This is a genomic window from Bacillus swezeyi, from assembly GCF_030908325.1.
GTDB lineage: Bacteria > Bacillota > Bacilli > Bacillales > Bacillaceae > Bacillus > Bacillus swezeyi.
This window is the reverse complement of the sequence record NZ_CP133085.1, coordinates 2,782,679-2,806,798: the sequence shown is the minus strand read 5'-3', so window position 1 is coordinate 2,806,798 and position 24,120 is coordinate 2,782,679. Positions and strand designations below refer to the sequence as shown.

The 24,120-nt window shown below is 43.6% G+C and carries 22 protein-coding genes and 1 other annotated feature; of the genes, 18 read left to right on the top strand and 4 right to left on the bottom strand.

Going from position 1 to position 24,120, the window contains the following annotated elements; translation table 11 throughout:
* Nucleotides 1-35: 35 nt before the first annotated feature.
* The 9 genes from brnQ (at nucleotide 36) to RBH91_RS13710 (ending at nucleotide 9,851) form a co-directional block, all read left to right on the top strand.
* On the top strand, nucleotides 36-1,391 hold the full coding sequence (gene brnQ, locus RBH91_RS13750) for a branched-chain amino acid transport system II carrier protein (RefSeq protein WP_307891941.1): 1,356 nt from the start codon (nucleotides 36-38) through the stop codon (nucleotides 1,389-1,391).
* A gap of 98 nt (nucleotides 1,392-1,489) precedes the next feature.
* Complete coding sequence (locus RBH91_RS13745; protein WP_307894751.1) at nucleotides 1,490-1,744, top strand: (2Fe-2S)-binding protein; 255 nt, start codon at nucleotides 1,490-1,492, stop codon at nucleotides 1,742-1,744.
* Nucleotides 1,741-2,082 (top strand): (2Fe-2S)-binding protein, encoded by a 342-nt coding sequence (locus RBH91_RS13740; RefSeq protein ID WP_076761774.1) that lies wholly within the window; start codon nucleotides 1,741-1,743, stop codon nucleotides 2,080-2,082. Before RBH91_RS13745 ends, RBH91_RS13740 begins: the two co-directional genes overlap by 4 nt.
* Nucleotides 2,075-3,295: an NAD(P)/FAD-dependent oxidoreductase gene (locus RBH91_RS13735; protein WP_307891940.1), complete on the top strand. Its 1,221-nt coding sequence runs from the start codon at nucleotides 2,075-2,077 to the stop codon at nucleotides 3,293-3,295. The genes RBH91_RS13740 and RBH91_RS13735 overlap by 8 nt, the downstream gene beginning before the upstream one ends.
* 23 nt (nucleotides 3,296-3,318) lie before the next feature.
* Nucleotides 3,319-4,500 carry an NAD(P)/FAD-dependent oxidoreductase gene (locus RBH91_RS13730; RefSeq protein WP_307891939.1) on the top strand — a complete coding sequence of 394 codons (1,182 nt, stop codon included), beginning with the start codon at nucleotides 3,319-3,321 and terminating at the stop codon, nucleotides 4,498-4,500.
* Between the two features lie 119 nt (nucleotides 4,501-4,619).
* Nucleotides 4,620-5,597 (top strand): ornithine cyclodeaminase family protein, encoded by a 978-nt coding sequence (locus tag RBH91_RS13725; RefSeq protein ID WP_307891938.1) that lies wholly within the window; start codon nucleotides 4,620-4,622, stop codon nucleotides 5,595-5,597.
* Between the two features lie 669 nt (nucleotides 5,598-6,266).
* Complete coding sequence (locus tag RBH91_RS13720; RefSeq protein ID WP_307891937.1) at nucleotides 6,267-7,256, top strand: TAXI family TRAP transporter solute-binding subunit; 990 nt, start codon at nucleotides 6,267-6,269, stop codon at nucleotides 7,254-7,256.
* 101 nt (nucleotides 7,257-7,357) lie between these two features.
* Nucleotides 7,358-7,876, top strand: a complete 519-nt coding sequence (locus RBH91_RS13715) for a DUF1850 domain-containing protein (RefSeq protein ID WP_307891936.1) — start codon at nucleotides 7,358-7,360, stop codon at nucleotides 7,874-7,876.
* The gene (locus RBH91_RS13710; RefSeq protein ID WP_307891935.1) at nucleotides 7,869-9,851 is read left to right on the top strand and encodes a TRAP transporter permease; all 1,983 of its coding nucleotides are present in this window, start codon (nucleotides 7,869-7,871) and stop codon (nucleotides 9,849-9,851) included. Before RBH91_RS13715 ends, RBH91_RS13710 begins: the two co-directional genes overlap by 8 nt.
* A gap of 46 nt (nucleotides 9,852-9,897) precedes the next feature.
* Here RBH91_RS13710 and zwf read toward each other — a convergent pair whose 3' ends face one another.
* A complete protein-coding gene (gene zwf, locus RBH91_RS13705; protein ID WP_076761949.1) occupies nucleotides 9,898-11,361 on the bottom strand; it encodes a glucose-6-phosphate dehydrogenase in 1,464 nt (487 codons plus the stop codon).
* Between the two features lie 247 nt (nucleotides 11,362-11,608).
* On the opposite strand from zwf, the gene rnz reads away from it, so the two are divergent.
* Both rnz and rpmG read left to right on the top strand, forming a co-directional pair.
* Nucleotides 11,609-12,532, top strand: a complete 924-nt coding sequence (gene rnz / locus RBH91_RS13700) for a ribonuclease Z (protein ID WP_307891934.1) — start codon at nucleotides 11,609-11,611, stop codon at nucleotides 12,530-12,532.
* A gap of 117 nt (nucleotides 12,533-12,649) precedes the next feature.
* Nucleotides 12,650-12,799 (top strand): 50S ribosomal protein L33, encoded by a 150-nt coding sequence (gene rpmG / locus RBH91_RS13695; protein ID WP_046132377.1) that lies wholly within the window; start codon nucleotides 12,650-12,652, stop codon nucleotides 12,797-12,799.
* Nucleotides 12,800-12,840: 41 nt separating this feature from the next.
* Here the strand turns inward: rpmG and RBH91_RS13690 are convergent, their stop codons facing one another.
* Together RBH91_RS13690 and namA are read right to left on the bottom strand one after the other, a co-directional pair.
* Entirely contained in the window at nucleotides 12,841-13,608 is a 768-nt protein-coding gene (locus RBH91_RS13690) for an alpha/beta fold hydrolase (protein ID WP_307891933.1), read from the bottom strand.
* Nucleotides 13,609-13,732: 124 nt separating this feature from the next.
* Complete coding sequence (gene namA / locus RBH91_RS13685) at nucleotides 13,733-14,803, bottom strand: NADPH dehydrogenase NamA (protein ID WP_307894750.1); 1,071 nt, start codon at nucleotides 14,801-14,803, stop codon at nucleotides 13,733-13,735.
* Nucleotides 14,804-14,931: 128 nt separating this feature from the next.
* Here namA and RBH91_RS13680 point away from each other — a divergent pair, with 128 nt between their 5' ends.
* On the top strand, nucleotides 14,932-16,539 hold the full coding sequence (locus tag RBH91_RS13680; protein WP_307891932.1) for a M20/M25/M40 family metallo-hydrolase: 1,608 nt from the start codon (nucleotides 14,932-14,934) through the stop codon (nucleotides 16,537-16,539).
* A 71-nt stretch (nucleotides 16,540-16,610) separates the two neighbouring features.
* On the opposite strand, the gene proC is transcribed toward RBH91_RS13680, so the two are convergent.
* Entirely contained in the window at nucleotides 16,611-17,432 is an 822-nt protein-coding gene (gene proC, locus RBH91_RS13675; RefSeq protein ID WP_307891931.1) for a pyrroline-5-carboxylate reductase, read from the bottom strand.
* 42 nt (nucleotides 17,433-17,474) lie between these two features.
* Nucleotides 17,475-17,677: a binding site (T-box leader), on the bottom strand.
* Nucleotides 17,678-17,825: 148 nt separating this feature from the next.
* Here proC and RBH91_RS13670 point away from each other — a divergent pair.
* From RBH91_RS13670 to RBH91_RS13645, 6 genes are all read left to right on the top strand, one after another.
* Nucleotides 17,826-18,779 (top strand): MBL fold metallo-hydrolase, encoded by a 954-nt coding sequence (locus RBH91_RS13670; protein ID WP_307894749.1) that lies wholly within the window; start codon nucleotides 17,826-17,828, stop codon nucleotides 18,777-18,779.
* A 9-nt stretch (nucleotides 18,780-18,788) separates the two neighbouring features.
* Nucleotides 18,789-19,571, top strand: a complete 783-nt coding sequence (locus RBH91_RS13665) for an SDR family NAD(P)-dependent oxidoreductase (RefSeq protein WP_307891930.1) — start codon at nucleotides 18,789-18,791, stop codon at nucleotides 19,569-19,571.
* A gap of 483 nt (nucleotides 19,572-20,054) precedes the next feature.
* On the top strand, nucleotides 20,055-20,780 hold the full coding sequence (locus tag RBH91_RS13660; protein WP_307891929.1) for a poly-gamma-glutamate hydrolase family protein: 726 nt from the start codon (nucleotides 20,055-20,057) through the stop codon (nucleotides 20,778-20,780).
* Between the two features lie 55 nt (nucleotides 20,781-20,835).
* Complete coding sequence (locus tag RBH91_RS13655; protein ID WP_307894747.1) at nucleotides 20,836-21,354, top strand: DUF3189 family protein; 519 nt, start codon at nucleotides 20,836-20,838, stop codon at nucleotides 21,352-21,354.
* Nucleotides 21,355-21,863: 509 nt separating this feature from the next.
* A complete protein-coding gene (locus tag RBH91_RS13650) occupies nucleotides 21,864-23,129 on the top strand; it encodes an MFS transporter (protein ID WP_307891928.1) in 1,266 nt (421 codons plus the stop codon).
* Between the two features lie 68 nt (nucleotides 23,130-23,197).
* Nucleotides 23,198-23,914 carry a thioesterase II family protein gene (locus tag RBH91_RS13645; protein WP_307891927.1) on the top strand — a complete coding sequence of 239 codons (717 nt, stop codon included), beginning with the start codon at nucleotides 23,198-23,200 and terminating at the stop codon, nucleotides 23,912-23,914.
* The last annotated feature ends 206 nt before the right edge of the window (nucleotides 23,915-24,120 follow it).

The window sequence follows — 24,120 nt, the reverse complement described above, 5'->3', positions numbered from 1 at the left end:
GAGAGAGGTTCTTTACATGATAAGGGGGACTTTAAATGAAAAATACTTTGTCGGCAGGAAAACTTATTGCTGTCGGTCTTATGTTATTGGCGATGTTTCTCGGGGCTGGTAACACCATATTTGCACCAATGGTCGGTCAACTTGCAGGAACGAACACGTGGATTGCGATGTCAGGATTTTTGGTCACAGGTGTCGGACTTGTCTTATTAGCCATTATCGCATTAGCCATATCGGGAGGTACGGTAGAGAACCTTGCTGCAAGAGTACATCCAAAGTTCGGTATGTTATTTTCGATCGCCCTTTTTTTAACTTTAGGACCAATCTACGTCATTCCAAGAACGACATCAGTCGTTTATGAAATATCGGTAGATCCAATCATCACTGAGATGACTCAGTCAAATTATGTTTTCTTATTTCTGTTTTCTTTTCTCTTTATTCTAATGACTGTTGTACTTTCTCTTAACCCAAGTAAGTTTGTAGATAGGTTGGGTAAAATGATAACGCCTATATTTGTTACGCTTTTAATGATCTTAATCGTTAAGTCATTTATGACCCCAATGGGGAGCTTTGGTGAACCCAGAGAACCGTATACACAAGATACGTTTTTTAAGGGGTTTGTTCAAGGATATTATACAATGGATGTTCTTGCCGCGTTTACATTCGGAGGAATTTTTATTAAGTCGATTAAAAATGTGGGAGTTGAAGGGAAAAAAGAAATATCCATTGTTTTTATGAAAGCAGGAATGATAACTGTAGTTGGTTTGGTGCTCTTGCAGTTATCTTTAGCTTGGATAGGAGCATCGAGTGTTGATGCCATTGGATATGCGAGCAATGGCGGAGAAGTGTTAGGAAAAAGTGCTATCCATTTATTTGGATATGTCGGAATATTCTTGATAGGTACTGTTATATTTTTAACCGGAATCACAACAAACATAGCGTGCTTATCATCAGTAGCAGAATATTTTAATAGAATCTATCCAAATATTTCTTATAAAAAATGGGTCATACTATTAGCTGTTATTAGTTTAATCATTACCAATTTTGGTTTGAATACAATACTTGAGTTAGCGTCGCCAATTCTGCTTCTTTTATATCCAATAGCGATTACGTTAATTATTCTTTCCTTTATCAATAATCTATTTAAAGGTTTTCAATCCGTATATATAGGTTCAATTATTGGGAGTGGATTTGTCGCACTGTTAGATGCTTTAAAAGAAGCAAATGTGTTTGCAGATTTTATTAGTCATTCTTTTTCCTTCATTCCACTGTTTAATATTGGGGCGGGATGGATCATGACTGGACTGATTGGAGCTGTTATCGGTATGATTATCGCTATTTTGAATAAATCAGAAGAAAGAAAGCTTGATATAGGGAATGAAGAAGTTTCCTGATATGGTTCCTTTAACATTGTAACTGTCTAACTATCATTTCAGTTTCATCCCGTATTCATAAAGTAGAAATTGAGGTGTTTCCAGTGAAAGAAGATGAAATGATCATATGCAGGTGTGAAGAAGTAAGTTATAAGGAATTGGAGAATACAGCTGCCAGGTATAAATGTTCGGCTCGGGAATTAAAGCTTCGTACTAGGGCAGGCATGGGCTATTGTGGCGGAAGATCATGCCGGAATATTGTAGATCAAATAGCGGCGGCAGCGAATGAGCCAAATCCGACATGTGTATCATTGAAATATCAGCCGCCTATACGACCGATTAGCTTCAAAAATTTAGGAGGGAAAGATCAATGACGCGCAGAATCTTAGACCACCCTATACTCGGAAAAATTGAGGATGATCATTATGTTTCCTTCACATTTAATCATAAGGTCTATAAAGGGCTGGAAAATGAATCATTGGCTGCGGCACTTTTAGCCAATGGAATTCGCACGCTTCGATACCATGAAAAGAGCGGGTCGCCAAGAGGTATTTATTGTAATATTGGCCATTGTTACGAGTGTAGAGTGTCGGTAGATGGTCAACAGGGTATACGGGCATGTCTTACACCTCTTAAAGAGGGAATGGTTGTCGAAAGTAGCGGCCAACTACAACCAGCCAGTAAAGAAGATGGAGGACTGGAAAATGGATAATGCGATTATTATAGGCGCCGGACCTGCAGGTTTAACAGCGGCAGTGGCTTGTGCAGAAAATGGAATAGATGTTGTCGTCATTGATGAATATATGAGAGCTGGCGGCAGGTTGCTCGGACAGCTTTATGAAGAACCGAATGGATCCTGGTGGAATGGGATTAAAGAATCAACTACATTATATGAAAAAGCAGTGAAGCTTGGCGTGAAGTTTCATTTAAATATAGCGGTAAATCATATCGAAAAATCAAATGGGCGATGGGTTGTTTATACAGAAAAACAAACATTTTATACCAATCATTTGATATTAGCAACCGGTGCTGCCGAATCTCCTCTACCTGTACCTGGTTGGACATTACCCGGCGTTATGTCGGTTGGCGCCGCACAGGTCATGACAAATGTTCATCGGGTCAAGCCCGGAGAACGTGGGGTGATGATCGGTGTTAATGTTCTCTCGGCTGCTATTGCGATGGAATTACAACTAGCTGGCGTAGAAATAGCTTGTCTTACTTTACCAAAGATGAACCGTATGACAAAGGGTGCTGGTCAACCAAGAGAAGTAATGGATTCACTTCTTCATGTATCCCATATGGCTCCGTCTCCATTTGTTCGGTATGGCAGCAAATTCATGAAGAATGATTTTATGAAAAAACTGGGCGTTCAGTTATACCCTAAAAAAGGAGTGAAGATGTGGGGTATTCCCATTCAACTGCGAAAAGCCGTCATCGAAATTTATGGTGAGAATGAAGTGGAAGGCGTTACATTAGCAACCATTAATGCTGATGGAGAAGTCGTTTATGGCAGTGAGGAACAGATTCAAGTGGATTTCGTTTGTATTGCCGGAGGTTTATACCCATTAGCTGAATTAGCAGCAGTTGCAGGCTGTCCATTTTATTTAGTGGAAGAATTGGGAGGCTATGTTCCTTTACATAATGAACGGATGGAAACCCCTCTAGAAGGACTGTATGTTGCAGGAAACATTACGGGTATTGAAGGAGCAAAGGTTGCTGCTGCACAGGGAAAAACGGCAGGTTTATCAATTGCGCGCCGTTCCGGAATGAAAGGGTTGGATATGAAGATTCAAGATTCTATTAAAATGACCGAACAGATCAGGAATAGCGCATATATACAATTCCATCCGGAAATAGAGGTAGGAAGAAAGAAAATCTTGCAGCAATGGGAAGCTTATCAATCTAATAAAAGAAAGTCCAGTTGATTGAACATACGAGGAGGAGTAATATGAATAGCACATTTCATCGCGATGTTGTTGTCATCGGAGGGGGAATTATCGGTTCATCGATCGCTTACTACTGCTCAACATCCGGTTTAGATATAACGGTTCTCGAAAAGCATGAATTGGCGAGTGGAACATCCTCTAAATGCGATGGAAATATTTTAGCAGTGGATAAAGATCCAGGTTTTGATAGTCAAATGGCTCTGCAAAGCCAACAATTGGTGCATGAATTAAGTCAGGAGCTTGATATCCCATTTGAATATCGGAACCCTGGCAGTGTTTTAGTTTGTGAAAACGAAACGGAAATGGAAGCTGCACAAAAATGGGTCCAGCAACAACAAGATGCAGGCCTGGATTTTCGAATGTTGGATCGGGAAGACCTGCGCAATGAATCTGCTTACTTTTCAGACGATCTCCCAGGCGGGCTTGAGTGCAGGACTGATTCTATCGTCAATCCCTATATGCTCACATATTCGATGATTCATCGTGCCAAACAATTGGGTGCGAAAATACATACGAATACGGAAGTGAGACATCTTTATAAAAATCAAGTCAATCAATTTGTCATTGAGACAAATAACGGAACCTTTACAGCGAATAAGGTTGTCAATGCATGCGGGGTATGGGCTCCGTTTATTGGAGAGATGTTAAATATAGACATTCCAATAAAACCGCGTAAAGGTCAGATCATTGTTGCGTCTAGACAACAGCCTGTTGGATTAAGAAATGTCATGGAATTTGGCTACCTCATTTCAAAATTTGGCGGGGAGAGGAAAGTAGATCCATTAACTGATCAATACGGAGTTGCATTGGTTTTCGAGCCTACCGAAAGCCAAAACTTTTTAATTGGCAGCAGTCGTCAATTTAATGGATATGACACAAAAGTGAATCATGAAGTAATGAAATGTATCGCAAAAAGAGCTGTGCGTTTTTACCCTAAAATTGCCGATATGACGGTGATAAGAACATACGCAGGATTACGGCCGTGGACTGCTGACCACCTTCCCATCATTTCACATGTTGAAAAGGTGCCGGGGTTTTATATAGCAGCGGGACATGAAGGGGATGGCATAAGTTTAGCGGCGATTACAGGTAAAGTAATTTCAGAAATGATCAATGAACATGATACATCGATTCCAATTGAACCACTCCGGTATGACAGATTCAATCTCAATGTAAAGCAGTGATCGTAATGAATACACAAAACATATTAGGAAAATCCAGAAACAAAATAACTGTTGTGACGGGAATGAGTCTTCCACAATTCCCCTATATCTATGATGTCTGCAGGAAAGGATGAAAAAGCATGTTAATCTTAAACACTGATGAACAAAAAAGTTTAGTCAATATGAATGAGATCATTGAATGCGCTGCTGTCGCATTGAAAGAATTTTCAGAAGAGAGAACAATTACACCGATTCGCGCCGCATTACAGTTTGATCGTGGTCAAAATACTGCATTAGTCATGCCTTCTGTGGCTGAAGAGCTCGGGACCCTTGGATTAAAAGTAGTAACCGTAGCTCCTCATAATAAGAACTTAGGGAAGAAAACCATAAATGGTGTTGTGATGCTGTCAGACTTCAAAACAGGAGAACCAATCGCTCTTTTGGAAGGCTCTTATTTAACGATGATGAGAACAGGCGCCTTATCAGGTGTAGCAACGAAATATTTATCCCGTCAAGATTCAAAAAAGTTATGTATTATCGGTACAGGAGAGCAAGCAAAAGGTCTGGTTGAAGCTGTACTTTCTGTTCGAGACATTGAAGAGGTTTCACTTTATAACCGAACAGAACAAAAAGCACAAGAATTTAATGAATATATTAAAAACAAATTTAATAAACGAGTACGAGTCTATTCAGATCCAAATGAAGCAGTACGCGAAGCTGACATTATTGTAACGACAACAAACTCTTCAACACCGGTTTTTTCAGAGCCATTAAAACAGGGGGTCCATGTCAATGCAGTAGGTTCATTTAGACCAGCAATGCAAGAGTTACCATCTCATGTCATGTCTCTAGCCGATAAAGTCGTAGTGGAATCCAGAGAAGCAGCATTAGAAGAGACTGGTGATTTACAAGTTCCGATAATCGAAGGCGTTTTTAAGCCTAGCGACATCTATGGAGAGCTTGGGCAAATTGTAAGCGGAGAATGCAATGGAAGAGTCAGTGATCAAGAAATCACTGTGTTTAAATCAGTTGGATTAGCTGTTGTGGATATTGTGGTAGCTAAATATTTTTACCAAAAGGCTATTGAAAATAAGGTTGGGACGAGTATTCATTTTTAAGTGATTTACCTTTCTTGAAAAATGTTTGATATTTTCATTTCTCTTTTGAGTGAGATTAAAAACTTTTTTTATTTACCATGCGAAATGCAAAAAAATTTTTATTGCACTTTTCATTTATTTCACATTCAAAGTGATCATGTTCTGAATGAGCATCTTCCTCTTTTTTTGGAGGCGGATGCTCATTTTTGGCGTGCTTCTTTATGTTGAGTTGTTGACAATCGTGTCATTTCCCACTTCGACTTTTTTCAAGACGGTGCAGCTTTTTTAAAGCCAATGATCGGATACTTCGTCATGTCATTTCGTCCGAGTAACAAAGCACTCAATATACCCCGCAGCGTGAGTTAACATTCGACTATGAGAGGGGACCAGCTGGTATACGTCCGGTTGATCCAGCTCGTGCAGCAGCAGGCGTTGACTTCAATTCACTCCTCCTTTTATCCCCGTCGTATTGCCATTTTTCGTGTCCCCCTTGTGTTACAATCATCGACTTTGCAGCTGGTGGACGAGCATAGCCCGGTGAACGGATTTTCCGAGGGCATGGCATATTAAGAACCGGACACACATAAAATTAACTAAACAATTAGAAATAAAAGAATATATTGACAATTCATACATTTTTCATGGTACGATAGAATTGTTATTTGTCCAACAAGAAAAGGGGGAAAATGAATGAAAAAGTGGAAAGGCTTATCAGGGATGGCATTGATGCTGACTCTCGTCATGGGGATGGCTGCGTGCGGAAGCAACAATGCATCAAGTGATAAGGACGGCGGTTCTGCGTCAAAAGGATCAGGAAACTACAGTCTGCTTACAGGCGGAACTGGCGGTACATATTACCCGCTTGGCGGCCAGTTTGCGAATCTTTGGGAAGATGCGACAGGCGACCAATTTACGACGCAGACAACCGGGGCTTCGGCCGAAAATATGGCCACTCTTCAAAAAGGAGAAGCTGAAGTCGCTTTTTCTCAGACCGATATTGCAACTTATGCCATCGAAGGCAAGGAGATGTTCAAAGAAAAAATTGACGGAATCAAGGCAATCGCCGCTTTGTATCCTGAAACGGTGCAGATTGTGACAACGGAAAAAAGCGGGATTAACTCGATTGAAGATTTAAAAGGGAAAACGGTTTCCGTGGGCGCTGCCGGAGCAGGGGTTAATATCAATGCCAAGCAAATTTTGGAGGTTCACGGGCTCAGCTTTGACGACATCAAACCGCAAAATCTATCGTTTGAAGAATCAACTGACGGCATTCAATCAGGTGCGATCGATGCTGCCTTCATTACAGCCGGAACGCCTACTGGCGCTGTTGAGGGGCTTTCTGCACAAAATAAAATCAAGATCTTAAGCATTGAAGAAGACAAACAGAAAGAGCTGATGGAAAAGTACCCGTTTTACGCTCAGGATACGATCAAAAGCGGAACTTACGGCATTGACAAAGATATCAGCACAGTGGCGGTAAAAGCGATGCTTGTTGCAACCGACAAGCTGGATGAAGACACGGTCTATAAGATGACAAAAGGGCTGTTTGAAGCTGATAAAATCAATCATGCAAAAGGCGAGTTTATTAAACCTGAAACAGCTCTTGAAGGATTGGGCGATATCGACATTCATCCGGGAGCCGCCAAGTATTACAAAGAAAAAGGGATAGAAAAATCGTAAACCGTGGACCGTTTTACTAATGAATAAGCCCGGAAATCGATAGACCGTTGCCAGAAAACTTCGGTCTATCGTTTTTCTGTTCGGCAGGGGATATGGAAAAAATGGGGAAATTTAAACTGGTGAAATGGCTGTGTGCTTTAGTGTTGATCATCATGTTGTTTGCGGCGTGTCTGATCCCTTATCAACCGGCCGTTGTGTTCATGAAAGAAGACAGCGGTGATGTTATCGCTTTTCTTCCCCTCCAAAAGAAGAAAAACTTTGATGTGATCTATACGCATTCTATCCATAAGACAAAAGTGATCGAATCGTACGTGCGGGAAAATCAGATGATTAAGCAAACGGCTCTGAGCTACCATGATCCGGCAGTCGGAATGCCGGCAAACGCAGAAGAAGGGGAACAGCTCGTCATCAAAGATGGTATATATACCATTTTCAATATGAAGCGGACGTTTCCATATATCGATATGAGAATCGGAAGAGTAAGGGCGAACCACCGAATCAGATACAACGGCGACGTATATGAATTAAAGCGGTATATCCGCCCTGGGTCTTGGACAAGGATGTCCGTGCTAAAAATCAATGTCTTGCAACAATTGAGGGGAGTGAAGATAGATGGCTGAGCAAAAGGAACACGGCCTCGAATTTTCGGAAAAAGAGCAGCAGGAGCTTCTGGAAAAATATGATCCAGAGGCAGGAGCGAGAAAGCTGAAGGGATTTGCCGGGGTTATTGCGTTTATAGGGCTGCTCGCTTTTTCATTGTTTCAATTATATACAGCCATTTTCGGAGTTTTACCAGCACAAATCCAAAGGTCCGTTCATTTAGGATTTGCGCTCGGTCTGATTTTTTTATTGTTTCCGGCGACAAAGAGCCTGCGAAAAACCGGAAAGTTTAAAGTGGCCTGGTATGATGTGATATTAGCCGTTTTAGGGGCTGGCGTCGGCGCTTACTGGGTCATCAATTATGAAACGATTGCAGGCGGGATCGGCCTGATTACAACTAATGACTTTTATGTCGGTCTGCTGGCTGTCCTGCTTGTATTGGAAGCGACAAGAAGAGCGGTCGGCCTGCCGATTACGATCATAGCCGGCTTGTTCCTTCTTTATGGACTATACGGCGCTTATCTGCCCGGCTTTCTGTCTCACAACGGCCTTTCACTGGAAAGGCTCGTGCAGACGATGTATTTTACGACAGAAGGTATTTTGGGAACGCCGCTTGCTGTTTCCTCGACCTTCATCTTTCTGTTTATTTTGTTCGGCGCTTTTCTTGTGAGAACCGGTGTGGGACAATATTTTAATGATCTTGCCGTTGCCATCGCAGGACGGAGCACCGGGGGGCCTGCAAAGGTGGCGATCTTTTCCAGCGCTCTGCAAGGAACGATCAGCGGCAGCTCTGTTGCCAATGTGGTGACTTCCGGATCGTTTACGATTCCGATGATGAAAAAACTGGGCTATAAAAAGGAATTTGCCGGTGCCGTCGAAGCGTCCGCTTCAACAGGCGGACAGCTGATGCCGCCGATTATGGGTGCGGCCGCCTTTTTAATGGTGGAATTCATCGGCGGCGGGATTACGTATTGGGACATTGCAAAAGCGGCGATGATTCCGGCCGTCCTTTACTTTACAGGAATCTGGATTATGACGCATTTTGAAGCAAAGCGTCTCGGATTAAGGGGACTTTCGAAAGAAGAGATGCCGAATCGGAAGGAAGTATTCAAAAAGATTTATCTTTTGCTTCCGATCATTTCAGTCGTTTTGCTGTTAATGTCGGGAGTCATCGTCATGCATGCCGCGCTGTATTCCATCGTTTTGGCCATTATTGTCGGCTTTTTCAACAAAGAAACAAGACTGGGGCTCAAAGGGATTGTGCTCGCTTTGGCAGAAGGGGCGAGAATGGCGCTTTCGGTTGCGGCGGCAACCGCTGCGGCCGGCATCATCGTCGGCGTCGTAACAAAGACAGGGCTCGGGCTTAAGCTGGCTAACGGACTGTTGGATTTGGCGGGCGGCGCTTTACTGCCTTCGCTTTTCTTGACGATGATTGCCGCTCTGATTCTCGGAATGGGATCGCCGACGACGGCGAACTATGTCATCACATCCACGATTGCCGCGCCTGCGCTGATCTTGCTGAATGTGCCGGATCTTTCGGCCCACTTGTTTGTGTTTTATTTTGGAATTGTGGCAGATATCACCCCGCCTGTTGCCTTGGCTGCTTTTGCCGCTGCAGGTGTTGCAGGAGGAGAGCCGATCAGGACGGGAATCAATTCTGCCAAGCTGGCCATTGCTGCCTTCATCATCCCGTATATTTTCGTTTTGTCTCCGGAGCTGCTCATGATAGATGCGCACTGGTACGAAATCATCTGGGTGATCTTTACCGCATTGTCGGGAATGATCGCCATCGGGGCGGGGATGATCGGTTTCTGGATGAGAAAAGTGTTTTGGTTTGAAAGAATACTGGCGGCTCTTAGCGGTCTCTTGCTGATTTATCCTGAAGGATACACGGATATAATTGGACTCGGGATGTTCGTTCTTCTGTTCGTGCTTCAGCTGATGTGGAAGCGGGACAGAAGCCGCCCGGAAGAAATCTCGGCTTTAAAAGCGTAAATAAAAACAGCCTTCAAAGAAATTTCTTTGAAGGCTGTTTTTGAGATTAAAGCGGCCACCACTGAAAGCCGTCTTTTGCAAGAAGATCGTCAGAAGCTTTAGGCCCCATGGAACCTGCTTCATAGTTAGGGGAGAGTGTTTTATGCCGCTCCCAATTTTGTGAAATCGCATCAACAAAGCTCCAGGAGAGGGCGACTTCATCCCAATGTGCAAAGTTCGTTGCATCACCGTGCAAACAGTCCAAAATCAGTTTTTCATAAGCTTCAGGCGTGTTGATTCCGTCTCCGCAGTTATGGCAGTAGTCCAGCTTAATCGGCTGAGCAAATGTGCCGCCTCCAAGCTTTCTCGCATTTAAATGAAGAGTGATACCTTCATCCGGCTGGATATGAATCACCAAAAGGTTAGGATGCATCGTATTACCGTTTCCGTAGTAGAGATTCATCGGAATGTCTTTAAACTGCACGACGATTTGCGTTGATTTTTTCTTCATGCGTTTTCCTGTTCGGATATAGAACGGCACTCCTGCCCAACGGAAGTTGTCAATCAGCAGCTTTCCGGCAACAAAAGTTTCCGTATTTGAATCCTCGGCGACATTTTGTTCATCGCGATAGGCGGGAACCTGTTTTTCATCCATAACCCCTGCATCGTACTGTCCGCGCACGAAATATTGGTCAACCTCATCCTTTTGAATAGGGCGGAGGGCTCTAAGCACCTTTACTTTTTCGCTGCGGATTTCTTCGGTGTTCAGTTTGATCGGCGGCTCCATCGCAAGCAGCGCCACCATCTGCAGGATATGGTTTTGGACCATGTCCCTAAGCGCACCTGATTTTTCATAGTATCTCGCCCGGTCTTCAACACCTAAATCTTCGCTTGATGTAATTTGAATATTCGAGATATAGCGGTTTGTCCAAAGCGGCTCGAAAATCGCATTGGCAAAGCGGATGACTTCGATGTTTTGAACCATTTGCTTGCCTAAGTAGTGGTCAATTCGATAAATCTGATTTTCTGTGAAGGCTTCGCGAATTTCTTGGTTCAGTGCCTTTGCACTTGGCAGATCGTGGCCGAACGGCTTTTCAATGACAAGCCTTGACCAGCCGCTTGTGGAAGTGACGCCTTCCGACTTTAAAAACTTAGCAATTGTCCCGAAGAATTCAGGAGCCATCGCCAAATAAAACATCCGATTATTCGGGATATGATATGTACTTTCAAGTTTTTCCAAAAGTCCGTTCAATTCTTGATAAGAACCTGGATTAGTCACATCGAAAGGATGGTAGTAAAAGTGAGATGTAAACTCATCCACATCCTTCTCGTTTAACGGAAACTTTGAAATCGATTGTTGGACGGTATCGCGAAAATCTTCATTTGTCCAAGGCCGTCTTCCCACTCCGACGACAGCGAATTCATTGCCGATTTGATCATTTTCGTAAAGCCTGTGGATTGATGGATATAGTTTTCGTTTTGCCAAATCCCCTGTTGCGCCAAATATAACGATAACTGCTTTTGGTTCCATTTGATCTTTTCTCAACTAAACGTACCTCACTTTATTCGAGCATAAGTTTATTTTCTTCATTTTAAAGCTAATAGTCCTTTAAAGCAAACATTTGAGATTATTTCATATGAAAAGATTACCGAAAATAGACGGGGCATTTGACTTAAGCTGGGATTGAATACTGCTCTGAAAGGCCTGCATTTCTTTTTTTTCAGACTTCCTGTATGCTTGTAGTAAGATGTTTGATCAGCTACAGGAGGAAAGGATATTGGAATTATTATTTTTAGGAACGGGGGCAGGTATTCCTGCAAAAACGAGGAATGTTACATCTGTCGCACTGAAACTTTTAGAGGAAAGACGGTCTGTTTGGCTGTTTGACTGCGGGGAAGCCACACAGCATCAAATATTACATACATCCATTAAACCGAGGAAAATCGAGAAAATCTTCATCACCCATCTTCACGGCGACCATGTGTACGGGCTTCCGGGACTGGTCAGCAGCCGCTCTTTTCAAGGAGGGGAAAGCCGTCTGACCGTCTATGGGCCGAAAGGAATCAAAACATATCTTGAAACGGCGCTTGATTTGACGGGAACACATGTCACTTATCCATTGGCCATTGAGGAGATTGAAGAGGGAACAGTCTTTGAAGATGATCAGTTTATCGTAACGGCTAAACCCGTGTCACACGGAATATCGGCTTTTGGCTATCGGGTGCAGGAAAAGGATATTCCCGGCGCTCTTTATGCTGATGCACTAAAAGAGATTGGGGTTTCTCCAGGCCCGGTTTATCAAAAGCTGAAAGACGGCGAAACGGTGACATTGGAAGACGGCCGGACGATTAACGGTTCAGATTTTATCGGTCCGCCGAAAAAGGGACGTGTTGTTGCCTTTTCCGGAGATACGAAGCAATGTGAGAATGTCAAAGTGCTGGCGGAAGAAGCAGATGTCCTTGTGCATGAAGCGACATTTGCCAAGGGCGATCGGGAGCTTGCTGGCGATTATTTTCACAGCACAGCGGAGCAGGCGGCCGAAACGGCTAAAGAAGCCTGTGTCCAAAAGCTGATTTTGACTCATATCAGTGCGAGGTACCAGGGAGAAAGCGTGAATGAATTAAGCAATGAAGCAAAAGAGATTTTTCCAAACAGTACGGCAGCCTATGATTTTTATGAGTATGAAGTGAAAAGAAGATAAGCGGTGAAAGAAGCTTCTTGTTCCGTTTGAGGAATATAAGAAGCTTTTTTTGTTGACAATGTGCCATGGTCCTGTATAATAAAACGTAATGATTACGCTTTATTGAGGAGGATCAGCATGAGAGTTAAAATTACATTGGCATGTACTGAAACAGGAGATCGTAATTATATTACGACAAAGAATAAGCGCACGAACCCAGACCGGCTTGAATTGAAAAAATATTCTCCGCGTCTGAAAAAATACACGATTCATCGTGAAACCAAATAATAAAAAAGCCGGCAGTCGACAATCTGCTGGCTTTTTTTATTTTAGTTGGCTGTTTGATAGACAAACCCGTGCTGCTGTGCAGCATACCACACATCATAAATCGCGAGCTGCACGATATGAGGTTCGTCAAAGTGGATCAAATGTGAGCTGTTTTTCGCCTGAATCCAGCCGCTTTGATGAGAAAGCGACAGCAGTCTGCTGTGCAGCTTCAGCCATTCATGATGGGCGTTTTTCATTGCTGCCGACCGTCTCCCTGCCGAGAGGACAAGCAAAGGAGCGGCGCCTAGGTGCTTCTCCTCTTGCTTCAGCCTTTTCAAGCTTTGCTTAAATTCTTCATGCGAAGCTTCGAGAGAAAACTGTTTGTAATAATCCTCCTGCGCTTTTTCCGGCAGGAGCGGCAGCACTTTCTGCTCCTGATCTTCACAAGCGGGATCAAGCAGCACCATGCCGATGATGTCATCATGGTATCGGCTTGCAAACAGCCTTGCAATGACGGCGCCGAACGAATGGGCGACAAACAGGTAAGGGGGGGTTATGTCAGCTGCTTCCAGGAGCGCTTTTAATTCCTTGACCATTTGATCCGCCGTTCTTTTTTCACCGCTCGGCCCGCTGTTTCCGAGCCCGGCACGATCATATGCAAAAAGGCCGAGATCTTCGTCTATATCAGGTAAAATGGGCTGCCACGTATCTGAAGAGAAACCATAGCCTGCTTCAAAGATAATCGTTGCGCACTTGTTTCCTTTTCTATGTTTTGTATAAAATGTACACCCTTCAACTGTATATGTTCTTTCCATTAAAGCTGGATTCATGGAGGTCATCCTCTCTCTGTATATGGTGTTCTATTAGGGAAGACGCATAAATAAGGCAAATCGTTTCTCTCAAGATAAAAAAAGAAAATATCCCGTCAACAGACGGGATATTTGAAAAGGAAAACTACCAGGCTCTGCTGTACTGAACAGGCCCTTCGATTTCTGTATTCAGCTGTTTGGCGGCCGTTTTTGGCCAATACGGATCTCTTAGCAGCTCTCTTGCTACAAATATGAGGTCTGCCCGTCCATTTTGAAGGATTTCTTCAGCCTGCAATCCGTTCGTGATTAATCCGACCGCGCCTGTTTGAATGTCGGCTTGTGCGCGGATCGTATCGGCGAAGCCGACTTGGTATCCCGGGAACACATTGATGTCTGCAGGCACAACTGCACCGGAGCTGACATCGATCAAATCAACGCCTTGTTCTTTCATCCATTTGCCGAAACCGACATAGTCGGCAACATCAAGGCCGTTTGTTTGATAGTCAGAAGCTGAAACCCGTACGAATAAAGGCCCGTCCCAGACTTCTTTTACCGCGTCGATCACTTCGCGGAGCAGGCGGTAGCGGTTTTCCGGTGAGCCGCCGTATTCATCTTCGCGCCGGTTGGAAAGCGGGGATAAAAATTCGTTGATCAAATATCCATGCGCTCCGTGAATTTCGATGATATCAAAGCCTGCTTTTTTCGCCCGTTCAGCACCTTTTTTGAATGCCTGAACAGTATCTTGTATGTCTTCTAATGTCATTTCAACTGGCGTCCTCGCGTTTTCGTCAAAAGGAATTGCTGAAGGGCCGTAGATTGCGCCTTTCACTTCGGCTTTTCTTCCGGCGTGGGCCAATTGAATCGCCGTTTTGCTGCCGTAAGGCTTAATTTGCGATGTTAAAGCTGCCAGGCCTTCAATATGTCCGTCATCCCAGATCCCCAGATCCTGATCGGAAATTCTTCCTTCAGGCGTGACAGCGGTGGCTTCAACCATGATCAGCCCGACTTGTCCGATAGCGCGTGATATGTAGTGCGTCATATGGAACGGCTGCACTTTTCCATCCTTTTCGTGGGAGGAATACATACACATTGGCGACATCACGATCCGGTTTTTTAGTGTAACTCCTTTTAAACTCCATGGTGAAAATAGTTTTCGATTGCTCAATCTCTTTCGCCTCCCGTAAGTTTTCGAATCGATTATACCAATTATGACCATTCTCGTCATATAAACTGCTCAAGTCATTCTCAAAAGAAAGAATCTTCAGTACAATAAAACCATTCATATTCTATTTTTGGCAAAATATGATATGGAATACATCACAGGGAACGAGGGGGGCTTGCTTCGTGAAGTGGCAGACAGAAGAAGAATTAAAGCAGCTGTTAATTTCTCTCATTCAATATGAAAGCATATCAGGTACAGTCGGGGAAGTAGCGCTTGCGGAGTATATGTACTATTTATTAAAGGATTGTACTTACTTTCAAAAACATCCTGAGCATTTAAAACTTCATCCGATGAAAGACGGCCGCTCTTTTTTGACCGCTCTTGTCAAAAAAGAGGCGAAACAAAATACAGTGCTCTTACTGAGCCATTTTGATGTCGTCGATACGGCAGACTACGGGGAATTCAAACATATGGCATGCAAGCCGGTGGAGTTAATGGATTCATTAGCTGAAAAAAAAGAATTGCTGCCAGAGCGAGCCAAAAAAGATTTGGAGAGCGGCGATTGGCTGTTTGGAAGAGGAAGCATGGACATGAAAGCCGGCCTTACGGTTCAGTTTTCCATGCTTGAACGGGCCATGAACGGAGAATTTGACGGAAATCTTCTTCTAATATCAGTTCCCGATGAAGAGGTCAATTCACAGGGGATGCTTGAGGCGGTGCCAGTGCTGAAAGCATGGGAAAAAGAGTTTGAGCTTCACTATACATCTTGTTTAAACTGCGAGCCGATGTTTGAAAAATATCCGGGAGATCAGAAGCAGTACGTATATTCAGGAAGCATCGGCAAAGTGCTGGCCGGTTTTTTCTGCAAAGGAATTGAAACCCATGTGGGCGAACCGTTTTCAGGATTAAATGCAAATTTAATGGTATCTGAAATTAACCGGCTTCTTGAATTAAATGCCGGATATTGCGAAGAAGCAGACGGAGAAGTTACACCTCCTCCGGTCAATCTGATGCAAAAAGATTTGAAGGAGGCCTACTCTGTACAGACTCCGCATACGGCTGTGTCGCTGTTCAATGTGCTGACAATGAAACGGTCGCCTGGGGAGCTTCATAAGATGTTGTTGGACACCGCTAAAAAAGCGGCCATCAACATCAAAACGAATATTGAACATAAAACACTCGATTATCAGCGGTTTGACTCATTTACGCCAATTGAGCGCCGCGTCACTGTGCTGACATTTGAGGAGCTGTGGAACAGGGCCGAAAAAAAGGCCGGCAAGGCTGAGACGGAGCGCATTCTTAATTTTGCATTCGCCAACAGAGGGGAGCTTGGAGACCGGGATTTTTCAACGAAAATCGTTTCTGAACTGGCCTCGCTCTGCAAGGAAGATGCACCGTTGATCGTTTTGTTTTACAGCCCGCCGTTTTATCCTGCCGTTTCTTCAAAAGATGACCCGCTCATCCGTGCGGTGATCGGCGATGTTGCAGAATATGCGGCTCAACGGTACGGGCTTGAATTTAAAGAAGTTCAATATTTTCCCGGACTCTCGGATTTAAGCTATCTCCAGCTGCAAAAACAGTCGGTTGACGCCTTTACAGCCAACATGCCGCTGTTTAATCAAGGCTATTCACTGCCTTCCGGACAGGAGAACGCGCTGTTTGTGCCGGTCATCAATATCGGCCCCGCCGGCAAAGATCCGCATAAATGGACAGAGCGGCTCCATGTGTCTTTTTCATTCGGGCAGCTGCCTGATTTGCTCCAGCTTGCGATTCGCAAATTGCTGCAGTGATCGGGCGAATATGTCTTTATCCCAAAAGAACATAAAAAACCGGAACAAGATCAAAATTGTTCCGGCTTTTTTTATATTTTCACCGCAAACTGCTCCCTGATTTCAGCAGAGCGATGAGCCGCTTCTTTCACGCATGATATCACGGTTTCTTCAAATTGAAGCTCATCAAGAATTCGAATGCCGGCTTCTGTCGTACCCCCTGGGCTGGTGATGTCCCTTCGCATTAAAGAAGGGTCTTTTCCGGTTTCCAGCATTTTGGCCGCTCCTGTCATCATATCGATGATAAGCTTTTTAGCTGTCTGTTCATCAAGGTCCAATTCCCGCGCAGCTGCTTCCATTGCTTCAACAAAACGATAAACAAAAGCCGGACCGCTTCCTGCAATGGCTGTTACCGCATCGAGAGCGGCCTCTTCAACGATTGTCACACTGCCGATCGCTGCAAAAAGATCGGCTGCTTCCCGAACCTGTTCCTTTGAGACGAGCGGACTGACTGCGAAAGCAGTAGCTGATTTTTGAATGGATGCCGATGTATTTGGCATCGCTCTGACAATCGGCAGTTCCTGTCCTGCATAATGCTGTATGGTATGAATCGGAATGCCGGCAAGAATCGAGATCAAAAGCTGTCCTTCTTTTAAGTATGGCCTGATGCCGGCAATGCCGTTTGCAGCATCCTTCGGTTTCATTGCTAAAACAACTGTATCCGAAAAATCGATGACTTTTGCTGTATCTGATTCGCCGCGAATCCCGTATGTCTTCTCAAGCTCCTCTAACCGGGCGCTGTTTGAATGATTTGTAGCAGCAATCTGTCCCGGTTCAACCGAACCGTTTTTGACAAGTCCTTTGATCATCGCTTCGGTCATCGAACCTGCTCCGATAAATCCAATTCGCTTCATCTTGTTTCCTCCTTCTACCAAACAAAAAACCTCTCCGTCTTCTTAAAGGACGAAAAGGTTTCGCGGTACCACCTAAATTAGCATATCCATGCTCAGCTCTTGTCCCATAACGCGGGAAACGTTTAGGTTTGCCTAAGCGCTCTGAGGGCAGGTTCAACAGGAAAGCGGGCTGTGAAATCTTTCAGCCGGGAATTTCACTCTCTTTCAGCCATTGCCTGTTTACTATTCCTCTTCATTGCGTCTTCTGTCATTTTAGCATCCTATGTTTGTTGTTCATTATGCTATGAGGGAAGAGCATATGTCAACAGGCATTTGAAGCAAAAATGACACACGCGGGAGAAAAAGGTAAAATATGATCAACATCAATTTGCGAGGAATGAGGAGAAGAATATGATAACAGATGAAAGGATCATACCCATTTCGCTGCCGACTCCTTTTGCAGTCGGAGACGTCAACATTTATTTGATAAAAGGAGAGGCGCTGACATTGATTGATGCAGGTCCGAAAACAAAGGAAGCTGCCGATGTTTTAAAGAACAGGCTTAGCGGGCTGGGGTTCACATTAAGCGACATCGACCAGGTGGTCCTGACCCATCATCACGCAGACCACGTCGGACTGCTGGATGAATTTCCTGACGGCGTAAAGATTATCGGCCATCCGTTCAATGAACCGTATATCAGCAAAAATCCCGTTTTTATCGAAAACCAGCAGTCCTTTTTTACATATTTATTTAAACAGCTCGGCGTACCTGTCGACATGGGTTTACTAAGTCTTACAGTGAAGCGATCATACCGGTTTTCCTGTCAGCGGTCATTGACGGAAACCATTTTAGAAGGGTCTCAGATTGATGGGCTTGAAGGGTGGCGGGTCTTGGAAACACCAGGTCATGCATCTTCCCATATTGTCCTCTTTCATGAGGGAAACGGAAGCATGATCGGCGGAGATTTGCTGTTAAAGCCGTCTTCTTCCAACCCTTTATTGGAAATGCCCCAAACAAGTGAAAAACGTCAGGCTCCGCTCCTGGATTATGTGGCCTCGCTTAAACGGCTGCTTGAGCTCCCTGTACGGGTTATGTTTCCGGGGCACGGCGAAAAAATAACCGCTATTCAAGAGCTTATTGCAAGACGGCTGGAAAAACAGCAAAACAGGGCGGAAGAGGTGTACCGGCTGCTTGCTGAAAGTCCGCAAACCGCATTTGAACTATGCCGAAAGCTGTTTCCCGCCGTCTATGAGAAAGAGCTGTTTTTAACAATGTCTGAAACGGTCGGGCAGCTCGATGATTTGGAATCGCGCGGCCGCATGACTAGCAATGAAAAAGACGGTATCCTTTATTATTGTACAAAGTAGGTGAAGAAGATGGGAAGAAGTTTAAAAGACAAAAGGATTCTGATTACAGGCGCCTCTGGCGGTCTTGGTGAGCGGATCGCTTATTATTCCGCCAGGGAAGGAGCAGAAGTGATTCTGGCGGCGCGCAGAGAAGAACGCCTTGATGCATTAAAGCAAAGAATGTCTGATGAACTTGATGCAAAGTGCCGAACGATCGTTTTAGATGTCAGCAGGACGGATGAAATTGAAGCGGTGTTTCAAACGATCGGGCCGATTGACATTCTTGTCAATAATGCGGGTTTCGGCATTTTCGAACCTGCCCTCGAAGCGTCTCTTGAAGATATGAAATCGATGTTTGAAGTCAATGTCTTTGGCTTGATCGCTTGCACGAAGATGGCGCTCCCTCATATGATCGCGCAAAACAGCGGCCATATTATCAACATCGCTTCACAGGCCGGTAAAATTGCAACACCAAAGTCAAGCTTTTACGCTGCGACAAAACATGCGGTGCTCGGCTATTCCAACAGTCTCAGAATGGAGCTTTCAGAAACAGGGGTCTACGTGACAACGGTGAATCCGGGACCGATCAAAACCGAGTTTCTCAAAAGAGCTGATCAAAAAGGAGAGTACGTGAAAAGCGTCGGCAAGTGGATGCTTGACCCTGATCAAGTGGCCGGGAAAATCGTTTCGATTATGATGACGAACAAGCGCGAAATCAATCTGCCGGGCTGGATGAACGGCATCAGCAAACTCTACCAGCTGTTTCCGGCTCTCATTGAAAAAGCCGGCCGAAACGCTTTTCATAAAAAATAGGGTTGTCGATAAAATGCAGAATGGCAGTTTATTGAGAGCTGGAGCTCCGATTATACTTTAAGGGAACAGATTTGCCTGAGGCAAGTCTGTTTTTTTTATTAAGATTATCCCTGTTCAGCTAAAATGGGTGATGCAATATATCATATAAAAGCAGGAAGACTTTATCCCCCTTGAAAACAGGAAACGAATGCCCTCTTCAAACTTTATCCTCCCGGTGATCTAAAGGCACCTGGACAGTGTAAGGCGATCGATATAAAAACTGCGCTCCAAAAGAGATTCTGTGCCTCAGGAAACACGTACGGACCTCTCGTGAAAAATAAGGTAAAGGTCGCTTTCATTCCGTCGTTCTCGTTATATAAAATGGCAAATGAGTGAACATTATAAGTAAATATTTACCAATTTTTCGAAAGTATCTCTGTTTTAGGGTGAATTGAGAGGAAGAAAAACGCAGCACAAAATACAATAATGAAGGAGTTTCTAACGTTGCAGGAAAAATGGAACCAATTGATGAAAAAACGATGCATCATATGGTTGATAATGGGAGTGTGCACAGCCGTCATTTGTCAATGCCCGACGAATAGCCAAGCGTCTCGAATTCTCGATAAGTACGCAAACTTTGCAGAGCTTGCTGAAAACGAAATAGAAGGTGAGGATTACCGTATAGAGTATACAGACATGGGAACTGATCTGCTGATTTTATCCCCGCACGGCGGCGGGATCGAAGGCGGAGTCAGCGAACTTGTACATGCCTTCAGCAATGAGTATTCAACCTATTTGTTTGAAGGAATAAAACCAGCGCAAAATTGGGATCTGCATGTTACGAGCAATCATTTCGATGAGCCGACAGCATTGGAAAAAGTCAGTGAACACCGCTATGTTTTAGCCTTTCACGGATATGATGATACAGAAGAGCATACCCTTGTAGGAGGAACAGACAGGGAGGGCGGCCAAGCAATTGCCGATGCGTTGGAGGAACATGGCTTTTCTGTCGAACTGGTGGGGGAAAACCACAAATTTGCCGGAACAGATCCGGAGAATCTGAATAACAAATGCAAAACAGGTTTAAGCATTCAATTGGAGATCAGCACTCCTCAACGGGAGGCTTTTTTTTCGCGGTTTGGACTGTGGACGAGGGAAAGCTCCTATAATAAATTGTTTTATGATTATGCCGCAGCGATTAAAGAAGTGCTGGAAGAAAGATATAAATAAGAAATGTATGTTTGGGTCACATTAAAGGCAAGACGTCAAGCGGAGGGTGAGCATGTTGATCTATATTTATAACTGTTATGGCGGCACCCATTCATCTGCCCTGGCCGCCGCTTATCATCTAAAAAAACTTCCGTTCGGCAGAAAGCCGACCAAAAACGAAATTTTAAACACGGATTGTTTTAATCGATTAACCCCGAAAGAAATGGGGAAATTAATCTTTCACGGCCTTGATGAAGAAGGCAGCGAGGTGTATACCATCGGCAGAGGTTCGTCAAAAGCTGTCATTCCGGCAATGCGGTGCGTTCTTGAGCGGTTTGAAAAAAATGAAATGCTGGACGAGAGAGTGATTTTTTCAAACACGTCCCCCACAGTGCCTTTGGCCATGACCTTTGGAGGCTTGTTTTCCAGGAGGCTGAAAATCGATCCGCTTGGAGTCCCTTTATTGGTTTTAGGTTCACAGCAAGCCTATAAAGACATCATCAAACTGGTTGAGCGTACGAAAGCTCATGCCAAAACAACCTCGTCTTTGATTGAAGTGCTCGACAACGGCTTTATGAGCCAGTCTGTGAAATGAGAGATTGAATATGATTCAAATGCTTCCCGTATGCGGAATTGTCAGTTGCACCTGATGGGGCAGACATGCATACAGGAAGCGTTTTTTATTTAAATTTCATTTTATTTATATAATATTTCTTTTTGAGAAAGGAGATTTTCTAAAAAATTGAATATGAATAGAGGATATTGTTGAAATAGAACGAACCTATAACCTTAGAATTATTTTCATTTTTTTATAGACATTGTAAATTAGAGGGGTGATATATGTAAATTTCGCTTTTTTAGATGAACAATTGTATTTTTGAAGAGGAATATAAGGTGTAGAAAACATCATGGCATACAAGATTCTACATGTAAAAAACGACATCTGCCGAATATTAAACAATAGAAGCGGAGCAGAAAAAATTAAAAATGAGAGGCGGGGAGGTGACAGAATAGCGGGCGTCATTTTCTTGAAATAACAAACAGAAACGGCTTGTCTGAAAAGGTGTCTACATAACATGTTGAAAAACAAATAAGGGGGTCCCTATGCAAAAACTGTTTTCCATTTTTCAAAATAAAAATTATGCGCTGCTTTTTTTAGCATCTTTCACTTCGCAAATGGGAGGAATTATTGGACTAACTGCACTTCTGTTTTATCTCCTTGATCGCTTTTCAGAGCAGCCTGCATATGCCACGACAACAGAGCTGATGCTATCTTTGCCTGCATTGGCTGTATTTTTTCTTGTCGGTGTTTTCGCCGATAAGTTTGATCGGCAGAAAATCGCCAAGAATTGCGACTGGATTTGTGCAGCATTATCAATATTATTACTGTTCTCTTTATATATTGAATGGCTGCCGTTTACATTTGCAGTGTTATTTTTAAGAAACGCTGTGAAAAGCTTTTTCACCCCCGCCCAAACGTCTCTCATACAAGGAATATTATCTGAAGGCGAGTACTCGGTGGCTGTCGGATTGAATCAAATGGTGGCCAGCTTATTTATGCTGTTCGGCAATGGGCTTGGCGTATTTTGTTATTGGACACTTGGAGTAGAAGGCGCCGTCATGGTTGATGCAGCCAGTTTTGTCGTTAGCGGCCTGCTTATTCAAGCCTGCCGGATCACCAAGGAAGTTCGAATGCCGAATGGAAAACATTCAATTAGACAATTGAATGTAGGAAGTGTATGGAAAGATTTTAAACTTGGCCTCAGCTATATTTTAAATCATAAATTACTGCTGGCCCTCGTTTCAGGATTCAGCCTTTTCGGAGTAGTAAATGGGGGGCTTTCGGTCATGCAGGTGTTTATTTTAAAATACAAGCTTGCTCCCCGAAACTATGAAGAAATGTCCATCCTGCTCGGCATCGTGTTCGGTGCAGGGTTCTTGCTGGGCAGCATCGCTGCATCCATACTTTCTCAAAAATTAAAGCTCCATCACCTTTTGATTTTGGCGCTGATTGTTTCCGGAAGCGCCACGATTTCGGGTGCCCTGGTCAGCAATATTTGGCTGTATATGGTCAGTTCATGCTTAATAGCCCTTTCACTCCCCAGTATCAATGTTGCGATTGGCGGTTGGATACCAAGTATCGTAAACCCGAAAATGATGGGAAGAGTGCAGGGGTGGGTCAATCCGCTCATGATGCTGTCACAGTCGCTGACTCTCCTTTTCATTGCAGGGCTCTATCCCGCATTTATAGCACTCGAAAGCCTTTATTGGCTCGTCGGAGGCAGCCTCATTGTTGTCGGCGTATTTTACATGATCATCCTTCCGAAGTTTTTAGAGTTGAAACAGACAGCTGACGTCACGATAGATTGATTGTCGAATATGTGAGCGCTGCACTGAAATATCACATTAAATCATATATAAATGGAGTGAATGATACAATGATCTTATTTTGTTTGCCGTATGCCGGAGGATCTGAAGTGATATTTTATTCATGGAAAAACGATGTCCATCCGGACATTGACATTTATCCGATACAGCTGAAAGGACGGGGAAGACGCTTTAATGAACCTTTTTATGAAAGCTTGGAAGAAGCGGTTCAAGACATTTTTGAGCAGATCCAAGGCACAGTAAAAAATCATGATTATGCTGTTTTCGGACATAGCATGGGAAGTCTTTTGGCGTATGAACTTTATTATCAATTGAGCAATGCGAATGTAAAAATGCCGACCCATCTTTTTTTCTCGGGCTATAGAGCGCCTAATCGAATACGGAAAAAAGTAAAGCTGCATGACCTGCCAGATCATGTTTTTAAGAAGAAAATCATAGAGCTTGGGGGAACGCCGGAAGAGCTGATCAATAATGAAGAACTGTTTGAATTGTTTATTCCTCTGCTGAAAAGCGACTTCAAAATGGTAGAAAACTATATTTATCAAGAAAGAGCAGCCAAAATTGAATGTGACATAACCGTTCTCAACGGTAAGGAAGATTCAATGGATGAACAAGATATCTCAGATTGGAAAAAACATACTGATGGAAACTTTAAAGCTCATTATTTTGAAGGGAATCATTTCTTTATCAATCATCATGCTGAAAATATCATCAACATCATCAACCGTACATTGACGGAAAGCCGGAAGCACCACCAATTTTATTAGGGGAATTTTTTCTATCATTCATGTTAAAGCTTTGTCCAATTGTTGATCCTGCTACACTTTCCTAAAAGCTTTTATGATAAACAAAACAGTTCATTTTTAGGTCTTTTCGATCAGATATTGATCAGCCCGACTTGTAAATGCATGTTTCTCACTCTTTTATCTTTGTTTCAAATGTAAACTACTAAATATCCAAGTTTATAAAAAAT

Excerpts from the sequence above, each read along its gene's own strand:
- brnQ (WP_307891941.1), top strand. The coding sequence starts at position 36 with ATGAAAAATACTTTGTCGGCAGGAAAACTTATTGCTGTCGGTCTTATG.
- RBH91_RS13745 (WP_307894751.1), top strand. The coding sequence starts at position 1,490 with ATGATCATATGCAGGTGTGAAGAAGTAAGTTATAAGGAATTGGAGAAT.
- RBH91_RS13740 (WP_076761774.1), top strand. The coding sequence starts at position 1,741 with ATGACGCGCAGAATCTTAGACCACCCTATACTCGGAAAAATTGAGGAT.
- RBH91_RS13735 (WP_307891940.1), top strand. The coding sequence starts at position 2,075 with ATGGATAATGCGATTATTATAGGCGCCGGACCTGCAGGTTTAACAGCG.
- RBH91_RS13730 (WP_307891939.1), top strand. The coding sequence starts at position 3,319 with ATGAATAGCACATTTCATCGCGATGTTGTTGTCATCGGAGGGGGAATT.
- RBH91_RS13725 (WP_307891938.1), top strand. The coding sequence starts at position 4,620 with ATGTTAATCTTAAACACTGATGAACAAAAAAGTTTAGTCAATATGAAT.
- RBH91_RS13720 (WP_307891937.1), top strand. The coding sequence starts at position 6,267 with ATGAAAAAGTGGAAAGGCTTATCAGGGATGGCATTGATGCTGACTCTC.
- RBH91_RS13715 (WP_307891936.1), top strand. The coding sequence starts at position 7,358 with ATGGGGAAATTTAAACTGGTGAAATGGCTGTGTGCTTTAGTGTTGATC.
- RBH91_RS13710 (WP_307891935.1), top strand. The coding sequence starts at position 7,869 with ATGGCTGAGCAAAAGGAACACGGCCTCGAATTTTCGGAAAAAGAGCAG.
- zwf (WP_076761949.1), bottom strand. The coding sequence starts at position 11,361 with ATGGAACCAAAAGCAGTTATCGTTATATTTGGCGCAACAGGGGATTTG.
- rpmG (WP_046132377.1), top strand. The coding sequence starts at position 12,650 with ATGAGAGTTAAAATTACATTGGCATGTACTGAAACAGGAGATCGTAAT.
- RBH91_RS13690 (WP_307891933.1), bottom strand. The coding sequence starts at position 13,608 with ATGAATCCAGCTTTAATGGAAAGAACATATACAGTTGAAGGGTGTACA.
- namA (WP_307894750.1), bottom strand. The coding sequence starts at position 14,803 with ATGGTCATAATTGGTATAATCGATTCGAAAACTTACGGGAGGCGAAAG.
- proC (WP_307891931.1), bottom strand. The coding sequence starts at position 17,432 with ATGAAGCGAATTGGATTTATCGGAGCAGGTTCGATGACCGAAGCGATG.
- RBH91_RS13665 (WP_307891930.1), top strand. The coding sequence starts at position 18,789 with ATGGGAAGAAGTTTAAAAGACAAAAGGATTCTGATTACAGGCGCCTCT.
- RBH91_RS13650 (WP_307891928.1), top strand. The coding sequence starts at position 21,864 with ATGCAAAAACTGTTTTCCATTTTTCAAAATAAAAATTATGCGCTGCTT.
- RBH91_RS13645 (WP_307891927.1), top strand. The coding sequence starts at position 23,198 with ATGATCTTATTTTGTTTGCCGTATGCCGGAGGATCTGAAGTGATATTT.